General features: G+C 59.6%; 17 protein-coding genes. 6 read left to right on the top strand and 11 right to left on the bottom strand.

What is annotated here, in order from left to right; genetic code table 11:
* Positions 1-52 precede the first annotated feature (52 nt).
* The 5 genes from gltB (at position 53) to hemE (ending at position 12,502) form a co-directional block, all read left to right on the top strand.
* Positions 53-4,498, top strand: a complete 4,446-nt coding sequence (gene gltB, locus RYA97_RS00185; protein WP_004667265.1) for a glutamate synthase large subunit — start codon at positions 53-55, stop codon at positions 4,496-4,498.
* A 122-nt stretch (positions 4,499-4,620) separates the two neighbouring features.
* Positions 4,621-6,039 carry an FAD-dependent oxidoreductase gene (locus tag RYA97_RS00190; RefSeq protein ID WP_117140319.1) on the top strand — a complete coding sequence of 473 codons (1,419 nt, stop codon included), beginning with the start codon at positions 4,621-4,623 and terminating at the stop codon, positions 6,037-6,039.
* A 165-nt stretch (positions 6,040-6,204) separates the two neighbouring features.
* On the top strand, positions 6,205-7,752 hold the full coding sequence (locus RYA97_RS00195) for an amidase family protein (protein WP_117140320.1): 1,548 nt from the start codon (positions 6,205-6,207) through the stop codon (positions 7,750-7,752).
* A 330-nt stretch (positions 7,753-8,082) separates the two neighbouring features.
* On the top strand, positions 8,083-11,295 hold the full coding sequence (locus tag RYA97_RS00200) for a dermonecrotic toxin domain-containing protein (protein ID WP_117140321.1): 3,213 nt from the start codon (positions 8,083-8,085) through the stop codon (positions 11,293-11,295).
* A gap of 142 nt (positions 11,296-11,437) precedes the next feature.
* Positions 11,438-12,502, top strand: coding sequence for a uroporphyrinogen decarboxylase (hemE, locus tag RYA97_RS00205; RefSeq protein WP_004666485.1), 1,065 nt, complete (start codon positions 11,438-11,440; stop codon positions 12,500-12,502).
* Positions 12,503-12,562: 60 nt separating this feature from the next.
* Here hemE and RYA97_RS00210 read toward each other — a convergent pair whose 3' ends face one another.
* The 4 genes from RYA97_RS00210 to RYA97_RS00225 all read right to left on the bottom strand — a co-directional run bounded on the left by RYA97_RS00210 (position 12,563) and on the right by RYA97_RS00225 (position 17,750).
* Positions 12,563-14,038 (bottom strand): N-acyl-D-amino-acid deacylase family protein, encoded by a 1,476-nt coding sequence (locus RYA97_RS00210; RefSeq protein WP_117140323.1) that lies wholly within the window; start codon positions 14,036-14,038, stop codon positions 12,563-12,565.
* A gap of 3 nt (positions 14,039-14,041) precedes the next feature.
* Entirely contained in the window at positions 14,042-14,902 is an 861-nt protein-coding gene (locus RYA97_RS00215; protein WP_005743109.1) for a MurR/RpiR family transcriptional regulator, read from the bottom strand.
* On the bottom strand, positions 14,903-16,252 hold the full coding sequence (locus RYA97_RS00220; protein WP_004654277.1) for a gluconate:H+ symporter: 1,350 nt from the start codon (positions 16,250-16,252) through the stop codon (positions 14,903-14,905).
* A 241-nt stretch (positions 16,253-16,493) separates the two neighbouring features.
* A complete protein-coding gene (locus RYA97_RS00225; protein ID WP_054072307.1) occupies positions 16,494-17,750 on the bottom strand; it encodes an MFS transporter in 1,257 nt (418 codons plus the stop codon).
* Between the two features lie 116 nt (positions 17,751-17,866).
* Here RYA97_RS00225 and RYA97_RS00230 point away from each other — a divergent pair, with 116 nt between their 5' ends.
* Positions 17,867-18,760 carry a LysR family transcriptional regulator gene (locus RYA97_RS00230; protein ID WP_005731006.1) on the top strand — a complete coding sequence of 298 codons (894 nt, stop codon included), beginning with the start codon at positions 17,867-17,869 and terminating at the stop codon, positions 18,758-18,760.
* A 155-nt stretch (positions 18,761-18,915) separates the two neighbouring features.
* Here the strand turns inward: RYA97_RS00230 and RYA97_RS00235 are convergent, their stop codons facing one another.
* Genes RYA97_RS00235 through RYA97_RS00265 form a run of 7 tightly spaced genes read right to left on the bottom strand, consistent with a single transcriptional unit; the run spans position 18,916 to position 24,969 of the window.
* Complete coding sequence (locus tag RYA97_RS00235) at positions 18,916-20,142, bottom strand: beta-ketoacyl-ACP synthase (RefSeq protein WP_010195526.1); 1,227 nt, start codon at positions 20,140-20,142, stop codon at positions 18,916-18,918.
* The gene (gene fabG / locus RYA97_RS00240) at positions 20,142-20,870 is read right to left on the bottom strand and encodes a 3-oxoacyl-ACP reductase FabG (RefSeq protein ID WP_005743101.1); all 729 of its coding nucleotides are present in this window, start codon (positions 20,868-20,870) and stop codon (positions 20,142-20,144) included. Before fabG ends, RYA97_RS00235 begins: the two co-directional genes overlap by 1 nt.
* A complete protein-coding gene (locus RYA97_RS00245) occupies positions 20,867-21,322 on the bottom strand; it encodes a hotdog family protein (protein ID WP_005778710.1) in 456 nt (151 codons plus the stop codon). Before RYA97_RS00245 ends, fabG begins: the two co-directional genes overlap by 4 nt.
* A complete protein-coding gene (locus RYA97_RS00250) occupies positions 21,319-22,515 on the bottom strand; it encodes a beta-ketoacyl-[acyl-carrier-protein] synthase family protein (protein WP_005778711.1) in 1,197 nt (398 codons plus the stop codon). Before RYA97_RS00250 ends, RYA97_RS00245 begins: the two co-directional genes overlap by 4 nt.
* Positions 22,512-22,994, bottom strand: a complete 483-nt coding sequence (locus RYA97_RS00255; RefSeq protein ID WP_002551675.1) for a hypothetical protein — start codon at positions 22,992-22,994, stop codon at positions 22,512-22,514. The genes RYA97_RS00250 and RYA97_RS00255 overlap by 4 nt, the downstream gene beginning before the upstream one ends.
* Positions 22,991-23,725 carry a class I SAM-dependent methyltransferase gene (locus RYA97_RS00260; RefSeq protein ID WP_005778714.1) on the bottom strand — a complete coding sequence of 245 codons (735 nt, stop codon included), beginning with the start codon at positions 23,723-23,725 and terminating at the stop codon, positions 22,991-22,993. Before RYA97_RS00260 ends, RYA97_RS00255 begins: the two co-directional genes overlap by 4 nt.
* Positions 23,722-24,969 (bottom strand): NAD(P)/FAD-dependent oxidoreductase, encoded by a 1,248-nt coding sequence (locus RYA97_RS00265; protein WP_005778717.1) that lies wholly within the window; start codon positions 24,967-24,969, stop codon positions 23,722-23,724. Before RYA97_RS00265 ends, RYA97_RS00260 begins: the two co-directional genes overlap by 4 nt.
* Positions 24,970-25,014 lie beyond the last annotated feature (45 nt).

The following is a 25,014-nucleotide window of genomic DNA, read 5'->3' on the forward strand; positions in this document are numbered from 1 at the left end:
GAATTAAAAGGAAATTTGCCTCGCATAGAGGCAGCCTGGTGAGAAAGTGTCTATGAAAGCAGGTCTGTACCAACCAGATGAATTCAAGGATAACTGCGGCTTCGGCCTGATCGCTCATATGCAGGGCGAGCCCAGTCATCACCTGTTGCAGACGGCCGTTCAGGCCCTGACCTGCATGACCCACCGTGGCGGTATCAACGCCGACGGCAAGACCGGTGACGGTTGCGGTCTGTTGATTCAGAAGCCCGATGGCTTCTTGCGTGCGATGGCCAAAGAGCACTTCGGTGCCGATCTGCCCCGCCAATATGCTGTGGGCATGGTGTTCCTTAATCAGGACGACGCCAAGGCGGACGCCGCACGCGAAAACATGAACCGCGAGATCCTCGCCGAGGGCCTGGAACTGGTCGGCTGGCGTCAGGTGCCGATCGATACCAGCGTCCTGGGCCGTCTGGCACTGGAGCGCCTGCCGAAAATCGAGCAGGTGTACATTGGTGGTGAAGGCCTGAGCGATCAGGAATTCGCCATCAAACTGTTCAGCGCGCGCCGCCGTTCGTCAGTGTCCAACGCCGCAGATACCGATCATTACATCTGCAGCTTTTCGCACAAGACCATCATTTATAAAGGCCTGATGATGCCGGCCGATCTCACGGCCTTCTTCCCGGACCTGAGCGACGAGCGTCTGCAGACTGCCATTTGCGTGTTCCACCAGCGCTTTTCCACCAATACCCTGCCGAAATGGCCGCTGGCGCAGCCGTTCCGGTTTCTTGCCCACAACGGCGAGATCAACACCATCACCGGCAACCGCAACTGGGCACAGGCGCGCCGCACCAAGTTCACCAACGACCTGATGGATCTGGACGAGCTGGGCCCGCTGGTCAACCGCGTGGGTTCGGACTCATCGAGCATGGACAACATGCTTGAGCTGATGGTGACCGGCGGCATCGACCTGTTCCGTGGCGTGCGCATGATCATTCCGCCTGCGTGGCAGAACGTCGAGACCATGGACCCGGATCTACGCGCCTTCTATGAATACAACTCCATGCACATGGAACCGTGGGACGGCCCGGCCGGCATCGTGATGACCGAAGGTCGTCATGCCGTCTGCCTGCTCGACCGCAATGGCCTGCGCCCGGCGCGCTGGGTCACGACCAAGAACGGCTACATCACCCTGGCGTCGGAAATCGGCGTGTGGGACTACAAGCCTGAAGACGTTATCGCCAAGGGCCGCGTCGGTCCTGGGCAGATCTTTGCCGTGGACACTGAAACCGGTCAGATCCTCGACACCGACGCCATCGACAACCGTCTCAAGTCGCGTCATCCGTACAAGCAATGGCTGCGCAAGAATGCCCTGCGCATTCAGGCCACCATGGAAGACAACGACCACGGCTCGGCTTTTTACGACAGCGAGCAGCTCAAGCAGTACATGAAGATGTATCAGGTCACGTTCGAAGAACGCGATCAGGTGCTGCGCCCGCTGGGTGAACAGGGCCAGGAAGCTGTGGGCTCGATGGGTGACGACACACCGATGGCGGTGTTGTCGCGTCGTGTGCGTTCGCCCTACGATTACTTCCGCCAGCAGTTCGCGCAGGTGACCAACCCGCCGATCGACCCGCTGCGTGAAGCCATCGTCATGTCGCTGGAAATCTGCCTCGGTGCCGAGCGCAATATCTTCCAGGAATCGCCAGAGCACGCCTCACGCGTAATCCTCAGTTCGCCGGTCATTTCGCCAGCCAAATGGCGTTCGCTGATGAACCTGGAGCGTCCGGGCTTCGAACGCCACATCATTGACCTGAACTACGATGAAAGCCTGGGTCTTGAAGCCGCTGTGCGCAGCGTTGCCGATCAGGCCGAAGAGGCCGTGCGTGCCGGTCGTACCCTGATCGTGCTGAGCGACCGACACATCGCACCGGGCAAACTGCCGGTGCATGCTTCGCTGGCGGTCGGCGCGGTTCACCACCGTCTGACCGAACAGGGCCTGCGCTGCGACAGCAACATCCTGGTCGAAACCGCAACCGCGCGTGACCCGCACCATTTCGCGGTGTTGATCGGCTTCGGCGCGTCGGCGGTCTATCCGTTCCTGGCCTATGAAGTGCTGGGCGATCTGATCCGTACTGGCGAAGTGCTGGGCGATCTGTACGAAGTCTTCAAGAACTACCGCAAAGGCATCACCAAGGGTCTGCTCAAGATCCTCTCGAAGATGGGTATCTCGACCGTTGCGTCCTACCGTGGCGCGCAGTTGTTTGAAGCCATCGGTCTGTCCGAGGAAGTTTGCGACACCAGTTTCCGCGGTGTGCCGAGCCGCCTGAAAGGCGCGCGTTTCGTCGATATTGAAGCCGAACAGAAAGCGCTGGCAGCCGAAGCCTGGAGCACGCGCAAGCCGATCCAGCAAGGCGGTCTGCTCAAGTTCGTGTTTGGTGGCGAATACCATGCCTACAACCCGGACGTGGTCAGCACCCTGCAAGCCGCCGTGCAGCAGGGCGACTACAGCAAGTTCAAGGAATACACCTCGCTGGTAGACCAGCGTCCGGTGTCGATGATTCGCGACCTGCTGCAGGTCAAGACGCTTGACCAGCCGCTGAACATCGACGAAATCGAGCCGCTGAGCGAAATCCTCAAGCGCTTCGATTCGGCCGGTATTTCTCTGGGTGCCTTGTCGCCGGAGGCTCACGAAGCGCTGGCTGAGGCAATGAACCGCCTGGGCGCGCGTTCCAACTCCGGTGAAGGTGGCGAAGATCCGGCGCGTTACGGCACCATCCGCAGCTCCAAGATCAAGCAGATCGCCACGGGCCGCTTTGGTGTCACGCCAGAATACCTGGTCAACGCCGATGTGCTGCAAATCAAGGTTGCACAGGGTGCCAAGCCGGGCGAGGGCGGGCAGCTGCCGGGCGGCAAGGTCAATGGGCTGATCGCCAAGCTGCGCTATGCCGTGCCGGGCGTGACGCTGATTTCGCCGCCTCCGCACCACGACATCTATTCCATCGAAGACTTGTCGCAGCTGATTTTTGACTTGAAACAGGTCAACCCGGCGGCGCTGGTTTCGGTCAAGCTGGTGGCAGAAGCGGGCGTTGGCACCATTGCCGCTGGCGTGGCCAAGGCCTATGCCGACCTGATCACCATTTCCGGTTACGACGGTGGCACCGGCGCATCGCCGCTGACCTCGATCAAGTACGCTGGCGCGCCGTGGGAACTGGGTCTGGCCGAAACTCACCAGACCCTGCGCGGCAACGACCTGCGCGGCAAGGTCCGGGTGCAGACCGACGGTGGCCTGAAAACCGGACTGGACGTGATCAAAGCGGCCATTCTCGGCGCTGAAAGCTTCGGTTTCGGCACCGCGCCGATGATCGCGCTGGGCTGCAAATACCTGCGTATCTGCCACCTGAACAACTGCGCTACCGGCGTTGCGACGCAGAACGAAAAGCTGCGCAAGGACCACTACATCGGCACCGTCGATATGGTGATCAACTTCTTCACCTACGTGGCTGAAGAAACCCGTGAGTGGCTGGCCAAGCTGGGCGTTCGCACGCTGGAAGAACTGATCGGCCGTACCGACCTGCTGGATATCCTGCCGGGCGAAACCGAGAAGCAGCAGCATCTGGACCTGACACCGTTGCTGGGCAGCGACCACATTCCGGCTGACAAGCCTCAGTTCAGCCTGGTGGATCGCAACCCGCCGTTCGACAAGGGTCTGTTGGCCGAGCAGATGGTGGAGATGGCCAAGCCGGCCATTGAATCGCTCAGCGGTGGCGAGTATGAACTGGACATCTGCAACTGCGACCGTTCCATTGGCGCACGGATTTCCGGCGAAATCGCCCGATTGCACGGCAACCAGGGCATGAACAAGGCACCGATCACTTTCCGCTTCAAAGGCACTGCCGGTCAGAGCTTCGGAGTGTGGAACGCCGGTGGCCTGAACATGTATCTGGAAGGCGATGCCAACGACTACGTCGGCAAGGGCATGACCGCTGGCAAGCTGGTGATCGTGCCGCCCAAGGGCAGCCCGTTCAAGACCAACGAGAGCGCGATCATCGGCAACACCTGCCTGTACGGCGCAACCGGCGGCAAGCTGTTTGCGGCGGGCACGGCGGGCGAGCGTTTCGCGGTGCGTAACTCGGGTGCCCACACCGTTGTGGAAGGCACTGGTGATCACTGCTGCGAATACATGACCGGTGGTTTCGTCTGCGTACTGGGCAAGACCGGCTACAACTTCGGTTCCGGTATGACGGGCGGTTTCGCTTACGTGCTCGACCAGGACAACACCTTCGTTGACCTGGTCAACCATGAGCTGGTCGAGATCCAGCGCATCAGCGGCGAGTCGATGGAAGCCTATCGCACACACTTGCAGAGCGTTCTCAACGAGTACGTGGCTGAAACCGACAGCGAATGGGGCCGTAATCTTGCGGAAAACCTGGACGACTACCTGCGTCGTTTCTGGCTGGTCAAGCCCAAGGCTGCCAACCTGAAATCGCTGCTCTCCAGCACTCGGGCGAATCCGCAATAAAAGCAGCTGCTAGCGGTGAGCTTCAAACCGCAAGCCAACGGCAGTGCGCTAATTGCCTGCGATCACGATTTTTTGCAGCTTCAGGCTTGTAACCTGAAGCTGCCGTAAAGAGGCTCCAGAGAATGGCTGAACGTCTCAGTAACGACTTCCAGTTCATCGACGTCGGACGTAAAGACCCGAAGAAGAAACTGCTGCGTCAACGCAAGAAGGAGTTCGTGGAAATCTACGAACCGTTCAAGCCCCAGCAGTCCGCCGATCAGGCGCATCGCTGCCTGGGTTGCGGCAACCCGTATTGCGAGTGGAAGTGCCCGGTGCACAACTTCATTCCCAACTGGCTCAAGCTGGTCGCCGAGGGCAATATTCTCGCGGCGGCGGAGTTGTCTCATCAGACCAACACTCTGCCGGAAGTCTGCGGCCGCGTGTGCCCGCAGGATCGCCTGTGTGAAGGTGCCTGCACGCTGAACGACGGTTTCGGCGCGGTCACCATCGGTTCGGTCGAGAAGTACATCACCGACACCGCGTTTGCCATGGGCTGGCGTCCGGACATGTCCAGAGTCGTGCCAACCGGCAAACGCGTCGCCATCATTGGTGCAGGGCCTGCAGGCCTGGGCTGTGCCGACGTGCTGGTGCGCGGCGGCGTGACGCCGGTGGTGTTCGACAAGAATCCGGAAATCGGTGGTCTGCTGACCTTCGGCATCCCCGAGTTCAAGCTGGAAAAATCCGTACTCAGCCATCGCCGTGAAGTGTTCACCGGCATGGGCATCGAGTTCCGGCTCAACACCGAAGTCGGCAAGGACGTCACCATCGATCAACTGCTCGAAGAATACGATGCTGTATTCATGGGCATGGGCACCTACACCTACATGAAAGGCGGCTTCCCCGGTGAGGATCTGCCGGGCGTGCACGATGCGCTCGACTTCCTGATCGCCAACGTCAACCGCAATCTGGGCTTTGAAAAGGCCTCGGAAGATTTTGTCGACATGAAAGGCAAGCGTGTCGTGGTTCTGGGCGGTGGCGACACCGCGATGGACTGCAACCGCACCTCGATCCGTCAGGGTGCCAAGTCGGTGACGTGCGCTTATCGTCGCGACGAAGAAAACATGCCAGGCTCGCGCAAGGAAGTGAAGAACGCCAAGGAAGAAGGCGTGAAGTTTCTCTACAACCGTCAGCCTATCGCCATCGTGGGCGATGGCAAGGTCGAAGGCGTGAAGGTGGTGGAGACGCGTCTCGGCGAGCCTGATGCTCGTGGTCGTCGCAGCCCGGAGCCGATTCCGGGTTCCGAAGAGATTATCCCGGCAGAAGCCGTGGTCATCGCATTCGGCTTCCGCCCAAGCCCTGCGCCATGGTTCGAGCAGTTCACGATCAGTACTGACAGCCAGGGCCGTGTCGTGGCCCCGGAACAAGCACAGTACAAGCACCAGACCAGCAACCCGAAGATCTTCGCCGGTGGCGACATGGTGCGCGGCTCCGACCTGGTGGTGACCGCTATCTTCGAAGGCCGTAATGCGGCTGAAGGGATTCTGGATTACCTGGGCGTCTGAGCCTTGTGTTGCCAGAGCGCGCCGTTACTGAGGCGCGCTCTGACAACAAGCGCCTACCCTTCATGTGTTATTTACCGACTTTTCTGACATCCCCTCTGCCACCTCCTTCCTAAGCTTGGTGTAACTCGCTCAAGACGAGCGTTTTATCAACCAGGGAAGGACATCATGAAAAATCAGTTTGGTTTCTGCTTCGCGCTCTCGATAGCGCCCTTTGCATTTGCCAGCCAGACACCCGCCAACTTCGATGGACCCGTTTTCGGTTCGATCATCGAAAACAAGGCTGTTTACTTTGAATCCGGTGTCGAGCTTCAGCGACGCATGAGTGCAGGCAACCTGACCTCTGTCGGGCTGGTGACAGACTTGCTTCAGCGCATCGAAGTGCTGAACAAAAATGGCCCGGCGCTCAACGCTGTCATTGAAATCAACCCCGACGCTCTGCAGATAGCTGCGCAAATGGACGGGGAGCGTTCTCGCGGGGAGAAACGTGGGCCGCTGCATGGCATCCCCATACTGGTAAAAGACAATCTTGATACGGGCGATCAGATGCAGACCACTGCGGGCGCTCTCTCAATGGTCGGATTGCCTGCTCCACGCGATGCTTTTGTGGTGCAGCGGCTTCGCGATGCCGGCGCGATCATTATCGGCAAGGCCAATCTCAGCGAATGGGCGCATTTCCGTGGGTACGAGGTACCTAGCGGCTGGAGCAGCCGAGGCGGGCAGACGCGTCATCCCTATGACTTGAGCGCTGATCCGCTTGGCTCCAGCTCAGGTTCGGCAGTGGGTCTTGCAGCTGGATTTTCACCTTTGGCGGTAGGCACCGAGACCAATGGTTCGATCATTCAACCTGCCGCCACGAGTGGTGTCATAGGGCTTAGGCCTACGCTGGGTCTGCTTAGTCGTACCGGTATGATTCCGCTCTCCAGTCGTCAGGACACCCCCGGCCCAATGGCGCGAACGGTCACGGATACCGCGATCCTGCTGACGGCGATGAGCGGCAACGACCCTCTCGACGAAGCCACCGCCCGAGCCTCCACCGATGTAGTGAACTATGTCGACCACCTCAGAACGGACGCCTTGCGCGGCAAGCGCCTGGGCTATCCAAACCACACCCATGACGGCATGCCAATGGATGACGATCCTGAATTCCAAAAGGTGAAGAGTCGTCTGAGTGCTGCCGGGGCGATACTGGTTCCCGTCGATGTTCCGTCGATTGATAGCACTTCAGAGTATTTAGTGCTGCTGCATGATTTCAAGCGCGAGCTTAACGCTTACTTGAGCACACGCACCGGGCTGGGTGTCAGCACGCTGGATGAGATCATTGCATTCAACACCGCGTTTCCTGGGGCGCAAGCTTATGATCAGGATTTATTGATTGACTCCTCCAGCGTGTCTGTAGATCAGGAGGATTACCTGTCGATTGCAACCAGCTTGCGTGCTGCTCATCGACAATTGATCGATGGGCTCTTGCAGCAACACTCGCTGGACGTGCTCATTGACTGGTCAGAGGTTTCTTTCAAAGCGGTTGGCGCTATCGCAGGTTATCCGGGAATAACCGTGCCTGTCGGGCTCGAAGAGAATGGCCTGCCAAGAGGGTTATATTTTCTTTCCACTGCCTGGGATGAAGGTGCTTTGCTGAGCTATGCCTACGCACTCGAACAGGCGCTTGCAACATCGGCAGCTTCGGTTAATTCGGGTATCAGCCAGGCTGATTGATTCCCTATCCCAGTCTGGTGCAGGCCAGGCCTGGATGGCGGGGACGGGGCTCTGAAAAAACGGTTTTGTGACGTTTTGAAATAATCCGGTCCCGGAATTACAACCGCCTTTCATTAAGTTGCGTCGCCCCGCCAGAGGCGGCGCATCAAGGTTTCAACCCTCTTGTCCAGGTCCCGATCAAGGCCTGTTCCGGCGTCTGCGACAAGCGATTGTTTACAGCTGTTTTCCGCCCTCTGTACCTGCCCTTAAAAAGGTTTAGGCTCCTGATCCTTTTGGGGAGTTCATCGCCTTAGATACTCCCGCCATCCATGTCGCTATAAGGAAATAGCCATGTTGAAAGCAGCACCCATGGGCAAACTTGCTCGATCCAATGAGCAGAAATCTCTAGGGCCGGACAGGTTCACGCCCAGCACGGTTGCCGTGCGCGAACACCGGACCCGAGAACGCGCGGACCGGATAATCGACCAGTTCGTCGAGCGCTTTACAGAAAAGGATTTTTTTCCTGAAGACGGTGAAGACGCGCTGTTCTCCTTGCTGGTTCAGTTGCCAGACTGGCCAGCAGACCTGTCCATCAGGATTCACAACGAAAACGATGAAGTACTCGCAGTCTTTCTGAAAGGCAGTGATGAAAGCGTCGTTCAGGACAGCATTGTCCTGACGCAAAATGTCGACGCTTACATCGTCCCGGACAATGTTCAGGTCGCCGATGACGAGCCGTTACTGCGCTGGGTGTTCAGTCAGTTGCCGGCAGGTTCCAGCGTTGGAATGGGGGGTAACTTTCCGGGCAGTAGCAGTGATGCCGGGCGAATCGTTACTCTGCGTGAGCAAATAGCGGGGCTGGCAAAAGACCAGAGACCGCTGTTGTTCGATGCGCTGGTGGCAGCTGATGAAGGCACCTCAAAGGGCCAACTGGATACCCGCGCGCGCAATCCTTTCTTGCCTCTGTGGGTTCGTCAGCAGACGCCGCTGTCTCCGGCCCTTAGCGCGCTGTGCGCCTTATGCCCCGAGGTTCCGGCAGGACGTCTCGAAGAGCTGTTGCAGCAGATGCCGCTGACAGAACAGGAAGAGGCCGATTTCCTGAATAATCTTGTTCTGCCGGACGCATTTGGCGAAGCAATGAACATTTCGCTGGATGAGTGGAGCAACAGTCTGGCTATCGACGGGCTGTCGCGAACGCGAAGCTTCAATTCCTACACGGATGAGCTGGCCCGCAGTATCGTCCGCAAATTACTGGCGGCCGAATCGGGCCGGGACGTGTTGATCTTCGACGCTGGTGCGAGCAATTACGCCCCGGCAGATACTGACGATAACCGTATTATTCTGCTGCATGACAACTACGGAAATTACAGCGCAAAGGACACCGGCAACGGTGAGATAACTTCATTCAAACAGGGCACCGACAGCTTCTATCTGGCAATCAGTTCGCAATTGAAGGCTGACGAGCGGTCATCGCTGGGTATGCAATTCGAGCAGGACGTACAGGGCTTTCGCGATGTTCTGACCCAGCACGCGATCGAGGAAAATCGCGGCTGGTTCGACCCCGGCAAACCAACCGAAATCGAAAGCGGGTTTCTGCCTGATTGGTTCGCGAACGCGACGGCTGCCGAAAAACAAAGCTGGAAAATGGCGGTGCAGGACTACAGCCAAGCCTTGCTCGAAGCTCAGGCACCTGACCTGCTGGATCCTTCCGGCTACGGACAGCCCGACCAATTGCGCAAATATGCGCGGCAAAAGCTGCAGGAACGGATTTTGCTCGACCACGGTATTGCAGTGGATCCTGACCATATCAGCGTGCATACCGTCAGCATCGAGATTGATCCAGGCATTATTATTGATACCGATTACGAATATATCGGCCCTTCAGAACTGGAGCCGCATTATGAAACGCATAAGCGCAGCCTTACAGATCTGTCGCTGGAAAACATTGCACTCACCAATATCAACTTTCTGCTCACCAGCCGCGCGTTTGACGATCAGGGGCAACTGGTCAGTTTCCTCAACGCCGGTTATCTGTTCGGCCTGATTCGTGATCTGAACATTGGCGAAGATTATTCAAGATACCTCCGCACAGTACTGTCCACGTCGGCGGCAGGGCAATGGCACCGTGAACGTTATGCTCGTGTCATGCGCGCGCAAATGCGCCTCGACGTGATAGAGGCGAAGATGGCGGGTGACTTTCTGGGCGATGGCGGACTTCCTCCCGAGCTGGCGAGCAGGGGCTACAAATGGGTTGCTGCCGTGCTTGATCACCCAATTGACAGTGATGACCGTGCAACGGTGGAGGGGCATCGCATTCAGGTCAGCCAGTTATCCATCAATGACGTGTCATTGAGCGGCGTACTGGTGATCGGCGCAGAGTCGCGCTCCAGCGTCGCCGCTTTTGTGGTTTTCACCCCGCAGGCTCCTGACGGAATATGCTTCCGGGAAATGAGCGATCCGCAGGAGTTTCAGCAGCGGATACTGCTTGAACCGGATTTACTGGACTATCTGGTGGGCAGGGTGCCTTTGGCCTCCCAGGACGATGTCAGGCATATTCTGACCGTCCGCCGTGAAACGCTGTTCATGGAACTGCAGCCCTGCACTGGAAGTTTTCTTGAGGCAGTCTATGACTCTGAAGTCGGGAGGGTGATTTCTGCTGTGAATGAACAGACCAAAACCAACTGGGAAATCTATTGGGAAAGTGCCTGGGAAATCACCAAAGTCGTTGGCGACATCGTGCTCACCTTCGCGCCTTTCAAGGTAAGGCTGCCGATTGCAGCATTGCGCAGCTTTTATGCCATCTGGCAGGGCGTCGCAAAAGCTGGCGGTGAAGAGAAAGGTGCCCCCTTGTATTTTGTCCAGGCGGCGTTGCTGCTGGCTGATGGTTTGACGCTGCCCAGAGCACGAAGGGTTCAGACATCGTCGACCACATCAATCGGCCGTTCTGTCCTTGATCCGAAAACAGCAGTGGCAAAAACACCCGGTGGATTGAAACAGCTCGACAACGGCGTTTATGAAAAGACCCAGGAAGGTGCGCCAAGCCGCTTTTATGCTGTGCAACAAGGTAAGACCTATGCCGTCAGATACGATGCCGATTTCGCAGCATGGAGGGTGATCGATCCCCGGCGGCCAGATGCGCATTATCAATTGCCGATTCAACTTGATAGGCAAGGGGTCTGGGTACATGCGTCGGCAGGGTTGCGCGGCGGCAACAAACGATTAAAAGGCAGACCATCGAACGGCTCGGGGAGTGATGGCGATTCCTCGGATAGCAATCGGATAAAAAGATACAAAGTGGACATCGATGGCTTTTTTGAAAGTCGGCGTTTCAGGCATGCGGAAAATGACCTCCCTAACGATGACCTTGAAGCTGCTGTCAAAAAAGCAGTTGATAGATATGTGCTGGATGGCAATGGCAGTCTGCACAAGTATGGTAAAAGCCAGTTCTCGCTGGACCTTCCCGGTATTGGCAGGAGCACCGGCAGAGGTGCCTGGCGCCTGATACTTGCCCGGGCTGAAAAAAGCGTTATCAAGGCGTTTGACGTCATAGATCCCCACAAATAGCGCAGGTCCGCCCCAGTCTTACGCCGGGCGCGGAGCTGTATTAGCACGGCAAATCGGCACGATAGACAAAAGGCACGGCTCTTGCCGTGCCTTTTGCGTCGCGCTCTGAGAAAATGCCGGCACTTTTATTGCGGATGCCGACATGACTGCCCTGAAGAACGACCGTTTCCTTCGCGCTTTGCTTAAGCAACCCGTAGACGTCACGCCGGTATGGATGATGCGCCAGGCAGGCCGTTACCTGCCTGAATACCGCGCCAGCCGCGCCAGTGCCGGGGACTTCATGAGCTTGTGCAAGAACCCGCAGTTCGCCTGTGAAGTCACGCTGCAGCCGCTGGATCGCTACCCGCTGGATGCGGCGATTCTGTTCTCCGACATCCTGACCATTCCCGACGCAATGGGCCTGGGCCTGTACTTCGAGACCGGCGAAGGCCCGCGCTTCAAGAAAACCGTCAGTACGCTGGCTGACATCGAAGCACTGCCCATCCCGGATGCACAGAAGGACCTGGGCTATGTGATGGACGCGGTCAGCACCATCCGTCGCGAACTCAATGGCCGTGTGCCGCTGATCGGTTTTGCCGGCAGCCCGTGGACCCTGGCGACCTACATGGTCGAAGGCGGCTCCTCGAAGGACTTCCGCAAATCCAAGGCCATGCTCTACGACAACCCGCAAGCCATGCACCTGCTGCTCGACAAGCTGGCGCAGTCAGTCACGGCCTACCTGAATGGCCAGATTCTCGCGGGCGCCCAGGCGGTGCAGATATTCGACAGCTGGGGCGGTAGCCTGTCTTCGGCGGCGTATCAGGAATTCTCGCTGGCTTACATGCGCAAGATCGTCAACGGCCTGATTCGCGAGCACGATGGGCGCAAGGTGCCGGTCATCGTGTTCACCAAAGGCGGCGGTCTGTGGCTGGAAAGCATCGCCGACATAGGCGCCGATACTCTGGGCCTGGACTGGACCTGCGACATCGGCGAAGCGCGTCAGCGCGTCGGCAGCAAGGTTTCGTTGCAGGGCAACATGGACCCGACCGTGCTTTACGCCCGCCCGGAAGCCATCCGCCAGGAAGTCGCACGCATCCTCGCCAGCTACGGCAGCGGCACCGGCCACGTCTTCAACCTCGGCCACGGCATCACCCCTGAAGTCGACCCGGCCAATGCTGGTGCGTTCATCAACGCAGTACATGAGTTGTCGGCGCAGTATCACCAGTAATTGTCCGGCTGACGATGCGTCGATACATCAGGGCGCATCGGCTCTTTTCAGCGCCGACGATTACGTCGGCGCTTTTCCATCTGTAAAACCCTCCAGCAGCGAACCGCTGCGCGGCAGGAACCTGCCCTGGCGCTTGCCCTGCGGCTTGCCTTCGGCATAGCTCAATCGGCCGTTTACCCAGACGCCATCAATGCCCTGTGCCGCTCGCTGAGGGTCTTTAAAATCCGCCACATCGCGCACGGTTTGCGGATTGAACAGCACCAGGTCTGCCCAATAGCCCTCGCGAATAAAGCCGCGATCGTGCAAGGCAAAGCGCGCTGCCGACAGCCCGGTCATTTTGTGTACGGCGGTGTGCAATGCAAACAGCCCTTTGTCGCGGCTGAAATGGCCGAGCACTCTGGGGAATGCTCCCCATAAGCGCGGATGTGGAAACGGATCTTCCGGAAGGCCATCAGAACCGATCATCGACAGCGGGTGAGACATGATGCGTTCGACGTCGCCCTCATCCATGCCGTAGTACACCGCACCCGCAGGCTGCAACTTGCGTGCGGTGTCCAGCAATGACAGCCCCCAGTCGGCGGCAATGTCCTGTAGATCCCGGCCGCCCTGATCCGGGTACGGCGTTGACCAGGTGATGGTGATACGGAATGCGTCGGTGACCTGTTTCAGGTCCAGCGTCGAAGAGCTGGCCGCATAAGGGTAACAATCGCAACCGACCGGATGGTCCTGCGCAGCTTTTTCCAGGGCCGCCAGCAGTTGCGGGCTGCGGCCCCAGTTACCCGCGCCAGCGCATTTCATGTGGGAAATCACCACTGGCGAGCGCGCATGGCGGCCTATGTCGAAGGCCTCCGCCATCGCCTCCAGCACCGGCTCGAATTCGCTGCGCAAGTGGGTGGTGTAGATCGCGCCAAAAGCGCTGAGCTCTTCAGCCAGCTGCTTGACTTCGCTGGTCTCGGCCGAGAAGGCCGAAGCGTAAGCAAGGCCGGTCGACAAACCCAGCGCGCCGGCTTCGAGGCTGTCGCGCAACTGCTCGCGCATCGCGTCAATCTCTTCCGGGCTGGCGCTACGAAACAAATCATCCATGTGATTGCTGCGCAGCGCCGTATGGCCAATCAAAGCGGCCACGTTCACGGCGGGCCGGGCGTTATCTACGGCTGCGCGATAGTCGGCGAAGCGCGGATAGACAAACGCTGCCGCGTCGCCCAGCAGGTTCATGGGGTCTGGCGGATTGCCGCGCAGCGAGACCGGTGATGCGCTGATCCCGCAATTGCCGACGATAACCGTGGTTACGCCCTGGCTGATCTTGGGCAGCATGTCGGGCTTGCGAATCACTACCGTGTCGTCATGGGTGTGGACGTCGATAAAGCCGGGGGCCAGCACACGACCGGCAGCGTTGACCTCTTCCTGCGCAGTGGCATCGATCAGGTTGCCGATGCGCTGGATGCGCCCGTCGCTAATCGCTACATCGGCGCGCACTCCGGGCGTATCGCTGCCATCGATGACCAGCGCATCGCGGATGATCAGGTCGTAAATCATGCTTCAGTCTCCCAACGGCAGGCCGTCTTCGCCACCACGGTATTCATCCAGTGCAAGCTTGATTCGACGCAGCCGTTCCTGATTGTCTTCAGGGCTCAGCAGCGCCAGTTCAGTGGCCAGAACATCAATGGTCAGCAGCATGCCGTAGCGCGCGGCGGTGGGTTTATAAATGAAATTGGTCTCAGCAATTTGCAACGGCAACACCACCTCGGCCAGTTGCGCCAGAGGGGAGTCAGGCAAGGTAATGGCCAGCACGCGCGCGCCATAGCTACGCGCCAGGGTTACTGCGTCGAGCAGCTCCGGCGTGCGCCCGCTGAGCGAGCAGACAATCAGGCTGTGTTGCGGACCAAGCGTGGCCGCAATCATGCGCATCATTACCGGGTCGCGGCAGGCCGCCACCGGGTAGCCCAGACGCACCAACCGGGTTTGCAGCTCCTCGCTGCACAGGCTGGAGCAACCGCCCATGCCGAACGCATGAATCATGCGTGCATCGCTGAGGCACGCTACGGCTGCGGCAAAGCGCGATTCATCAAACCCGGCCAGGTGCTGATGCAGAGTGGCCTCTATGTCACCGACAATCCGGGTGAAAAAGGCCGACTGCTCCGGGGCCGGTTCAGGGTTGAGAAATCGGCTGCCCACGCCGCTCGCCTGAGCCAGTTGCAGGCGCAAGTCGCGCAGGTCCCGACAACCGATGCTGCGAGCGAAGCGTGACAGCGTCGCGCTGCTGACCCCGGCGCGGCTGGCCAGCTCGTCCAGACTGGCACTTGCGGCAAAGGCGATATCGCTGAGCACCAGCCTGGCGATCCGGCCTTCTCCCGCGCTGAGTGAATCCTGACGGGCACGTATCTGGTACAGAATGTCCACTCAAAGCACCTGCGCCAGGCCCAGCGTCAAGGCGAAAGCGACGATGGAAATCAGTGTCTCCAGTACCGTCCAGGTCTTGAAGGTTTGCGTTACAGTCATGTTGAAATATTCCTTGATAAGCCAGAAACCGCCGTCGTTGACGTGGGAAAAGATCACCGAGCCTGCGCCTGTCGCCAGCACCAGCAACTCGGGGTGCGGGTAACCCAGGCCCATCGCCACTGGTGCAACGATCCCCGATGCGGTGGTCATAGCCACCGTTGCCGAGCCTGTCGCAACACGCATCAGCGCCGCGAACAGCCAGCCCATCAGCAAAGGCGAGAGATGAAAGTCCTGCGCCAGACCAACGATCTGGTTGGTGACGCCGCTGTCGACCAGAATACGGTTCAAACCGCCACCGGCACCGACCAGCAACGTGATGCTGGCGGTCGGTGCCAGGCACTCATTGGTGAATTTCAGGATCGAGTCGCGATTGAAACCCTGAGCGATGCCCAGCGTCCAGAAACTCAGCAGGGTGGCCAGCAGCAGGGCGATCACCGAGTTGCCGATGAACAGCAAAAAGCCATTGAACGCACTGCCCGGCGTACTGATCAGGTTGGCCCAGCCACCCAGCAACATCAGCACCACCGGCAGCAGAATGGTCGCCATGGTCAGGCCGAAACTGGGCAGTTTTGCTCTTGGTTCGCGGTCGAGAAATTGCTTCGCCAACGGGTTTTCAGCCGGTAGATGGATATGCGGCACGATGAATTTGGCATATACCGGACCGGCGATGATGGCCGTGGGTATGCCGATCAGAATGGCATAAAACAGCGTTTGCCCTACCGACGCCTGATAAGCCTGAACGGCGAGCATTGCCGCAGGGTGTGGCGGCACCAGCGCGTGCACCACCGACAGACCGGCGACCATCGGCAGGCCTACCATCAGGATCGACACCCCGACACGTCGGGCCACAGTAAAGGCAATCGGCACCAGCAGAACGAAACCCACTTCGAAAAACAGCGGCAAACCCACCAGAAACGCAATGCAGACCATGGCCCAGTGCGCGTTACGTTCGCCAAAGCGGTCAATCAAAGTGCGCGCCACCTGCTCGGCACCACCGGACTCGGCCATCATTTTGCCGAGCATGGTGCCCAGCGCGACGACCAGCGCGATATGCCCCAGCGTTTTGCCCACTCCCGCTTCGTAAGAGGCGACCACGCCACTGGCCGGCATCCCGGCAACCAGCGCCAGACCGACCGACACAAGCGTAATGACAATAAACGGATTGAGACGATAGCGCGCAATCAGCACGATCAAGGCAATGATGGCGACAGCGGCGTAGACCAACAGCGAAATACCGGGTGACGGCGACATAGCGGCGGTTCCTTGCAGAATGGGTAGGCGAGAGCGCAATACCGACGGCTGAAGCCGTCAGCCGGAAGGCGACTCGGGAGTACTCGGCAGGGATGACGCAGGAAAAGGAGTGAAGCAGGTTTCGAGGCGATCACAGGTATTCATTATTTTTATCTCTGTTTTCGTGATGAAAATAAATTACACGAAAATGAAATATAAACAAATATATGAAAATAAATTTCTTTGGAGTGGAGACTTGTGACTAAACCTTCGCCCCCAGCGGCTGCAACCTTGCCAGGCGCAGCGCTACTCCGAGGGCGATCAGCAGCAACACGCCGATAAACAGCCCGATGCCGTTCCATCCCGCGTAGTGCCAGAACACGCCGCCGCCGGTTCCGGCTACGCTCGAGCCTGCGTAGTAACAGAACAGGTACAGGGACGCGGCCTGGCCTCTGGCCGTGGTGGCCCTGCGTCCCACCCAGCTGCTGGCTACCGAATGCGCACCGAAAAAGCCAAAGGTGAATATCAGTACGCCTGTGATAACCAGTGGCAGCGGTGTGAACAGGGTCAGCAGCAGGCCGGCCAGCATCATCACGATCACGGCCCATAGCACCCGTCGGCGGCCAAGACGGTCGGCCAATGAGCCGATCTTTGCCGAGCTGTAAATTCCCGACAGATACACCACGGAAAACACCCCGACCACGGCCTGGCTCAGGTTGTAGGGGGCGCTCAAAAAGCGGTAGGCGATGTAGTTGAACAGCGTGACGAATGCGCCCATCAGCAGAAACCCGACCAGAAACAGCAGCGGCAACCCGGCGTCTTTGAACTGCACCACAAAGCCGTCCAGCAGGCTGCGGGGGTGCAGTGAGCGGGGGCGGAAGTTGCGCGATTCCGGGAGGATCTTCCAGAACACCACAGCTGCGATCAGGGCCAGTCCGCCGACCACCAGCATCGCCGCGTGCCAGCTTACGTAATCGATCATGACCCCGACGATCAGCCGCCCGCTCATCCCGCCGACCGCGCTGCCGCCGATATACAGCCCCATTGCCAGGCCCAGATGCGTGGGGTGGATTTCCTCGCTCAGGTAAGTCATCGCCACTGCCGCCAGACCGCTCAGCGACAGGCCCACCATTGCCCGTGTGATAAGTACGCCTTCCCAGCTGGGCATCAGCGCGCTGGCGATGGTGAACAGCGATGCACAGAATAGCGCCATGACCATCACCGATTTGCGCCCCAGCCGGTCGGATATCGGTCCGGTGATCAGTAGGCCGATGGCGAGCATCGCCGTGGCGACGGACAGAATCAGGCTGCTCTGGGCTGCCGAAAGGGAGAACTCGCCGGACAGCGTTGGCATCATCGGCTGAACGCAATACAGCAGGGTGAATGTCGAGAACCCGCCAGCGAACAGCGCCAGTGCAGTGCGTTTGAAAAGCGGCGTGTTTTTCTCGATGTAAGTGTCGCCAGACGGTTTAGCGGAGGCATTCAAGTCTGTGGTGGGCGGGGCGACGGCAGGATTCAAAGGAGACCTCGGAGCACGATTGGGCAGGCAATGAAAAAATCATATAGCCCGACAATCATTCCATCCAATATATTGTTCGACCTGTTTGATAGGTAAAACGACTTAATGGAGGCCGCATGGAATTGCGTCATCTGCGTTACTTCATCGCGGTTGCCGAAGAGCTGCATTTCGGTCGTGCGGCACAGGCGCTGGGTATCTCCCAGCCGCCGCTGAGTCAGCAGATCCAGACGCTGGAGCAGGAGCTGGGCACGCGTCTGTTTGACCGCACCAACCGGCGTGTCGAACTGAGTGAATCCGGGAGGCTTTTTCTCGATGAGGCGCGTCTGGTGCTGGCGCAGGTCGATAAAGCCACTGATGTTGCCCGGCGTGCGCAACTGGGTGAAATCGGCGAGCTGAAGATTGGCTTTACTTCGTCGGCACCGTTCACTTCCAGCATTCCACAGGCGATTTTTGCCTTCCGTCAGGCTTATCCGGATGTGCACCTGACTCTGACCGAAATCACCAGCCAGGAAGTGGCAGCAGGGCTTGAGGACAAGACCATTCAGGTCGGCATCATGCGCCCGTTGGCGTTACCCGACTCATTGGTGGTGTTTGAGCTGCTGAACGAGCCGCTGGTGGCGATCATGCGTGCTGACCATCCACTGGCGGCAGAAAGCGAAAACGGGATCTATATGTCGGCCCTGGCCGCTGAGCCGTTCGTGTTCTTCCCGCGCACTTATGGCAGCGGCATTTACGCGCAGGTTCTGAGTCTGGCGCGCGCCGCGGGTTTCAGCCCGCTGATCACTCAGGAAGCGGGTGAAGTGATGACCATCATCGGCCTGGTGGCGGCTGGACTGGGCGTCACCGTGCTGCCAGCGTCCTACCGCCGAATGCGCATCGACGGCGTGGTCTATCGCAATGTCCTCGACCCCGGCGCGACAAGCGCGGTGTGGCTGGTACAGCGCAAGGACGAACAGTCACCGATGGCCAAGGCGTTTACCGAGCTTTTAACGCGCAATGTCGCACGATAGTTGAGATTATCGTTCCGCACGCTCCGCGTGGGAATGCCTGTCGTGACGCTCTGCGTCACAAATCTGCGCCGCGCCGCAGACTCAAGACCGGACGCAGAACGTCCAGAACGGCATGCGACGTGGAGCGACGTACGAGAGTTGAGACGTGCGTGGCCTCACCCCCAGCGCTTGAATATCAATGACGTATTGACACCGCCAAAGGCAAAGTTGTTGTTCATCACATATTCGTTACTCATCCACCGGGGTTCGCCGACGATGTAGTCCAGTTCGCCGCATTGGGTATCGATGTCGACCAGATTCAGCGTATGAATGTAGCGGTCGCTGTTGAGCATTTCGATGCTGAACCATGACTCCAGCGCGCCGCAGGCTCCCAGCGTGTGGCCGAGGAAGCTTTTCTGCGAGCTGAGCGGCATGCGCGGGCCGAACAGGCTGCTGGTGGCCAGGGTTTCGGCGATGTCGCCCTGTTCGGTGGCGGTGCCATGGCCATTGACGTAGCCGATGGCTTCGGGAGGCAGGTTGGCATCTTCCAGGGCCAGTTCCATGGCGCGACGCATGGTGGCCTGCTCGGGACGAGTGCTGTGGGCGCCGTCGGCATTGCTGCCGAAGCCGACGATTTCGGCGTAGATGTGTGCGCCACGTGCCTGAGCGTGCTCAAGTTCTTCGAGCACCAGCATGCCGCCGCCTTCACCGATCACCAGTCCGTCTCGCCCGCTGTCGTAGGGGCGTGGCGTGGTGTGTGGCGCGTCATTCTTGAGGCTGGTGGCGTACAGCGCGTCGAACACCATCGCCTCGGTCGGGCACAGCTCTTCGGCCCCGCCCGCCAGCATCAGCGGCAGACGGCCAAACTTGATCGCCTCGTAGGCGTAGCCAATGCCTTGGCTGCCACTGGTACAGGCGCTGGAAGTCGGAATCAGGCGTCCGGTCAGGCCGAAGAAAATGCTGATGTTGGCGGCGGTGGTGTGCGGCATCATTCGTACGTAGGAGTTGGCGTTCAGGCCTACTGCCACCGAGTTGATCAGCATGTTGCCGAAAGCCTTGATCTCGTCGGTGCTGCCGGTTGACGAGCCGCAGGCGGTGCCCATGCGCCCATCGCGAATGAGCGGATCATTCAGCAGCCCGGCGTCGATCAGCGCCTGTTCCGCAGCAGCCACTGCCAGTCTCGATACGCGGCCCATGCTGCGCAGTTGCTTGCGTGTCCAGTGTGCGGGCACGGCGAAATCGTCGATGGGGCCAGCCAGTCGGGTATTCAGTTCGGCGAAACGGTTCCACTCGTCCATTCGGCGAATGCCGCTGCGATTGGCGGTGAAGCTCGCATCGATAGTCGGCCAGTCGCTGCCCACCGAGGTAATGCCGGACATCCCGGTGACGACCACACGCTTCATCAACACAGCCCTCCGTTGACGGCCAGCACCTGACGAGTGATGTAGCTTGCTTCGGCCGACATCAGGAAATTCACGGCACCCGCCACTTCCTCGGGCGTGCCCATGCGTTGCGCCGGGATCATTTTCAGCAGTTCGTCGACTGGCACGTTCTCGTCGAGCATTGCGGTGTCGATCAAACCTGGCGCGACGCAGTTGACAGTGATTTTGCGTTTGCCCAGTTCGATGGCCAAGGCCTTGGCGGCACCGATCAGGCCTGCCTTGGAGGCGCTGTAATTGACTTGGCCACGGTTGCCGATAAGGCCGGAAACCGAGGTGATGCAGACAATACGGCCCGCCGCACGACGGCGAATCATCGGCATGGTCAGCGGGTGCAGAACGTTATAAAAACCGTCCAGATTGGTGCGCAGCACCTGATCCCAGTCATCATCGCTGAGTGCCGGAAACGCGCCGTCGCGGGTCAGCCCGGCGTTGAGTACCACGCCGTAATAGGCGCCGTGCGTCTCCACATCCTGTTCCAGAATTGCCTTGCAGGCGGCACGGTCCGAGACATCGAATTGCAGCACGCGTGCCTGACGGCCCAGGGCAACGACTTCGGCCTGCACGGCTTCGGCCTCGCTGCGGCCGGTGCGGCAATGCAGGATCAGGTCGTATCCGGCCTGGGCCAGACGCAAAGCGATGGCGCGGCCGATGCCACGGCTGGAGCCGGTGACCAGTATCGATTCAGTCATGCCGGGGCTCCTTCAGCCAGATAGTCAGCAGTGTTGGGCGGGCAATATACATTGAGTCGGGCAAAAGCCTTGATATCCGGTCCGGTCAGGGTGCATTCGAACACGCCCATGCCGCTGTCATCCTGCAAGGAGCGCACGGCATGGATATGCAGTTCGCTGCCCAGCGGGAAGCGCGCTACGTTGCATTCGAACTTGCGGCTGCCGAGCAGAAACCCCAGCTTGACCGCTTCACCCTTGGTGCGCGCCTGGCAACCGGCATAGGCCGCGACGCTCTGGGCCATCAGCTCTATGCCAAGCCAGGAGGGCAGGCTGCCGTCGGCTTGATTGAACAGGCCGTCGGCGCGTACGGTCAGGCAGGTTCGAATCTGCTCTTGGTCAAAACTCAGCACCTGATCGATGAGAATCATGTCGCCAGCATGGGGTATGAGTTCGGCGAGCGACCACTCGGTCATGGGGCATCTCCGATAATCAGGCTGATGTTGTTGCCACCGAAGGCAAACGAATTGCTCATCATGTAACGAGCATTTGCAGGTGCCAGGCGCGAACCTGGCAGTGTCCATTGCAGTGCAGGCAATAGCGGGTCAGCTTCGCCGTCCCACAGGTGCGGGGGCAGGGCCTGTTCGCTGTTGTCCGGTGCCAGGCTCAACCAGCAAAACGCCACTTCCAGCGCTCCAGCGGCACCCAGCGTGTGGCCGCTGAGCGGCTTTGTCGACGAGCAAGGCACACCGTTCGGGAATACCGCCTGCACGGCCAGGCTTTCCATCGCATCGTTATGTGGCGTAGCGGTGCCATGCAGGTTCAGGTAACCGATCTGTGCGGCATCGAGCCGGGCGTTGGTCAACGCTTGCAGCATGGCATCCTGCGCACCCCGGCCGGTAGGTTCGGGGGCCGAGATGTGGTGGGCGTCGCAACTGGCACCCGCGCCCAGCAGGGCAATCGAGTGGCTGTTGCCAGCTTCGCGGGTCATCAGAAACAGCGCTGCCGCCTCGCCGATGTTTATCCCGTTGCGGTGACTTGAAAACGGATTGCACAGTTGTGGCGACATGGCTTCAAGCGCCGAGAACCCATTGAGGGTCAACCTGCACAGGCTGTCGACGCCGCCGCACAGCACCGCATCGCACAGGCCTATGTCCAGCGCCCGTCGTGCGCTGAGCAGCGCCCGCGCGCTGGACGTGCAGGCTGTAGAAATCACATAGGCCGGGCCGCTCAATTGCAGCCAGCTGGCCAGGAAGTTCGCCGGTGCGCCCAGTTCCTGTTGGCGATAATCGTAATCGTCGGGGAAGGTCTTATCACGCAGCCAGCTTGCCATGCTCTCGCTTGCTTCATCGATACCCGAGGTGCTGGTGCCGACGATCACGCCAATCCGCCCGGCTCCGTAGCGCGCGATAGCCTGACGAATGTCATCTTCGATCTGCAAGGCCGCGGCCAGCAGCAACTGGTTGTTGCGGCTGCGCTGCGATTGCATGGCGGGCGGAATGGGCGGCAATGCGGATTTGACCGCGCCGACCGGCAATGCGCGTTCCGGCACCCAGCCGCTTTCGAACACCATGCCCGAGCTGTCGCCTGCGAACAGTCTGCGCGACACCTCTTCACGGCTGTCGCCCAGCGAGCAGATCAGGCCCAGCGCATTGAGATAGGCAGTCATGGCATGCTCTCGTCGTTCAGCGGTGTAACCCTGTAGCTCAACCCGTCCTTGAGACGAATGGTGTAGGCGTTGGCTGACTGATATTCGACCAGCCAGCGATCATCCAGACGCCGCTGCATGCCCTGGCGGTACGCCGTGGGGTAGCGGCCATGCATTTCCAGATCCGAGGTCATGGCGAACATTATTGCCGCAAACAGCTCGCGTGCTTCGGGGTTGGGGGGCAGCAGACCGTCGGCTTGCCATTGTCCGTTGATCAGCAACTGGCGAGCCTGGGGGATACCCAGCGGGTCCATCATCGACCAGCGCAACCCGGCGTTTTCGCGCTGGATGACCAGCATCCAGTCTTGCCGCTGATCAGCCTGTCGGCGTTCGATGTGCAGCTGCATCGGCAATTGCATCGTCGGTGCGGTAGTCGGCAGCGGTGCCTGTGCAGCGCAGCCGCCCAGCAGCAGAAAGGCCAGAAATAATACCCGGATCATAATGCGCCACCTTGTAGCGGTTTGCGGGCCACGACATTGACCAGCGTTTCTTCCCGTTGCCCGAACGGCCTGGGTTTTTGCAGTTTCAAGGCTTCGAGCAGGCCGAAATCCCTGGCGCGGCTCCACCACAGGTAAGGGTACGAAACATGCTGTGCGCCGAACTTGAAACCCTGGTCGCGGATCATCTGCAGATACTGAGCCGCGCTTTTCTGAACGTGCATGGGGTGGCGGAACAGCCAGCGAATCACCCAGGTGTCGATGTACGCCTCGGTGGACTCGGCGAACAGCAGGTAGCCGCCTGGCTTGAGTACGCGATAAAACTCGCCCAGCGCCTGCTCCTGCTCGACCAGATGATGAAAGGTCTGATGACAGAACAGCAGATCGACGCTGGCGTCCGGCACTTGCAGCGCCGCGCAGTCACTGCCGATCAGCTCGACCTCTATGCCTCTGGCGCGCGCCTCCTGACGGCTCATCTCCAGGCTGTGCAGGTCGGCATCGACACCAATCAGCCTTGAAGGCTGAAAAACCCTGCTCAGGTGCTGAAACGACTTGCCCTGCCCGCAACCGGCGTCGAGCAAAACCGGTGCGGCCGGAAGCGCGCTATCGAACAGGCTGCGCAAATCGTCTATCGCCACACGCAATACGCGGTACTGCCAGGTGTGGCTGCGCAGAAACCACAGGCCGAAGCGGGTTTCCTCGACATAGCTGTCACTCAGGAACGGTCGATTCATGAGTCACCGTCCGCGCAGATTTCCGAGAGCGTGCGCAAGCGGCGTTTGGGCTCGCTGACAAACGGATTGCGCTCGTCCCAGGCATAGCCGGCCAGAATGGCGCTGATCATGCGGCGGATATCCGGCGCGCTTCCCGGGTAGAAAATGACGCTCTGGAACGAGCCGTCGTACCAGCCTTCGACATAGGCCCGGAAGGTATCGACGCCACGCTTCAGCGGAACGGCGAACTCGGTTTCCCAGTCCACGCTTTCACCCTGCAATTGTCGATTCAGCACGCCAGCGGCCATGCTCGCCGAACGCATGGCGATGGTCACGCCAGATGAAAACACCGGGTCGAGGAATTCTGCTGCATTGCCCAGCAGCGCAAAGCCCTTTCCATGCAGGGTTGTGACGTTCGCCGAGTAGCCGCCGATGGTCCTTGCCGGTGTATCCCAGACCGCATTTTTCAGCACGCTGGCCAGTTGCGGTGTTTCATCGATAAAGGCGCGCAGGCAGGCGTCCAGGTCATCGGGCTTGTCTTTGAAGCGCTCGGCCGAGGCCACGACGCCTATCGAACAGCGGCCTTCGCTGAACGGGATCGACCAGAACCACACATCGCTGTGCTGCGGATGGATGCTGACCAGGATCTTCTGGCGGTCAAAGGGCGGGCTTTCGATATGGTCTTCGATATGGGTAAACACCGCCTGGCGCACCGGAAAGCCCGACGGCGCTTCCAGGTCCAGCAGGCGCGGCAACACGCGGCCATAGCCGCTGGCGTCGAGTACGAAGGTCGCCTGTACGCTGTATTCGCTGCCGTCCTCACGCCTCACACGCAAAACCGGCTGCGGGCCATCGAAGTCGGCGCTGACGATCTCTTCCTGATAGCGGATGTCCACGCCTTGCAGCGCAGCCTGATCGGCGAGCAGTTTGTCGAACTCGCTGCGCTGCACCTGAAAGGTCGTCGGCTTGCCGTTGCTGAACGTATCGCTGAAGTCGAAATCGCTGTATTGCTCGCCGCGCGCAAAGGCAGCACCGTTCTTGAGCTGGAAACCGGCCGCCTGCACGGCGTCGAGCATCCCGGCTTCTTCGACGAAGTCCAGGCAATGGCACAGCAGACTTTCGCCGATGGAGAAGCGCGGGAACAGCTGACGCTCGATAATCAGCACGTCATGGCCCTGGCGTTTGAGCAGGGCTGCCGCAATGCAACCGGCCGGGCCGGCACCGATGACGACGACCTGACGAATTTCCCTATCAGTGATGGGCACAGGTATTCCTTTCCGATTGGGCGGTGGCAGGGAGTGACGACAACG

This window comes from Pseudomonas syringae group sp. 26L6 (assembly GCF_032587815.1).
Classification (GTDB): domain Bacteria; phylum Pseudomonadota; class Gammaproteobacteria; order Pseudomonadales; family Pseudomonadaceae; genus Aquipseudomonas; species Aquipseudomonas amygdali.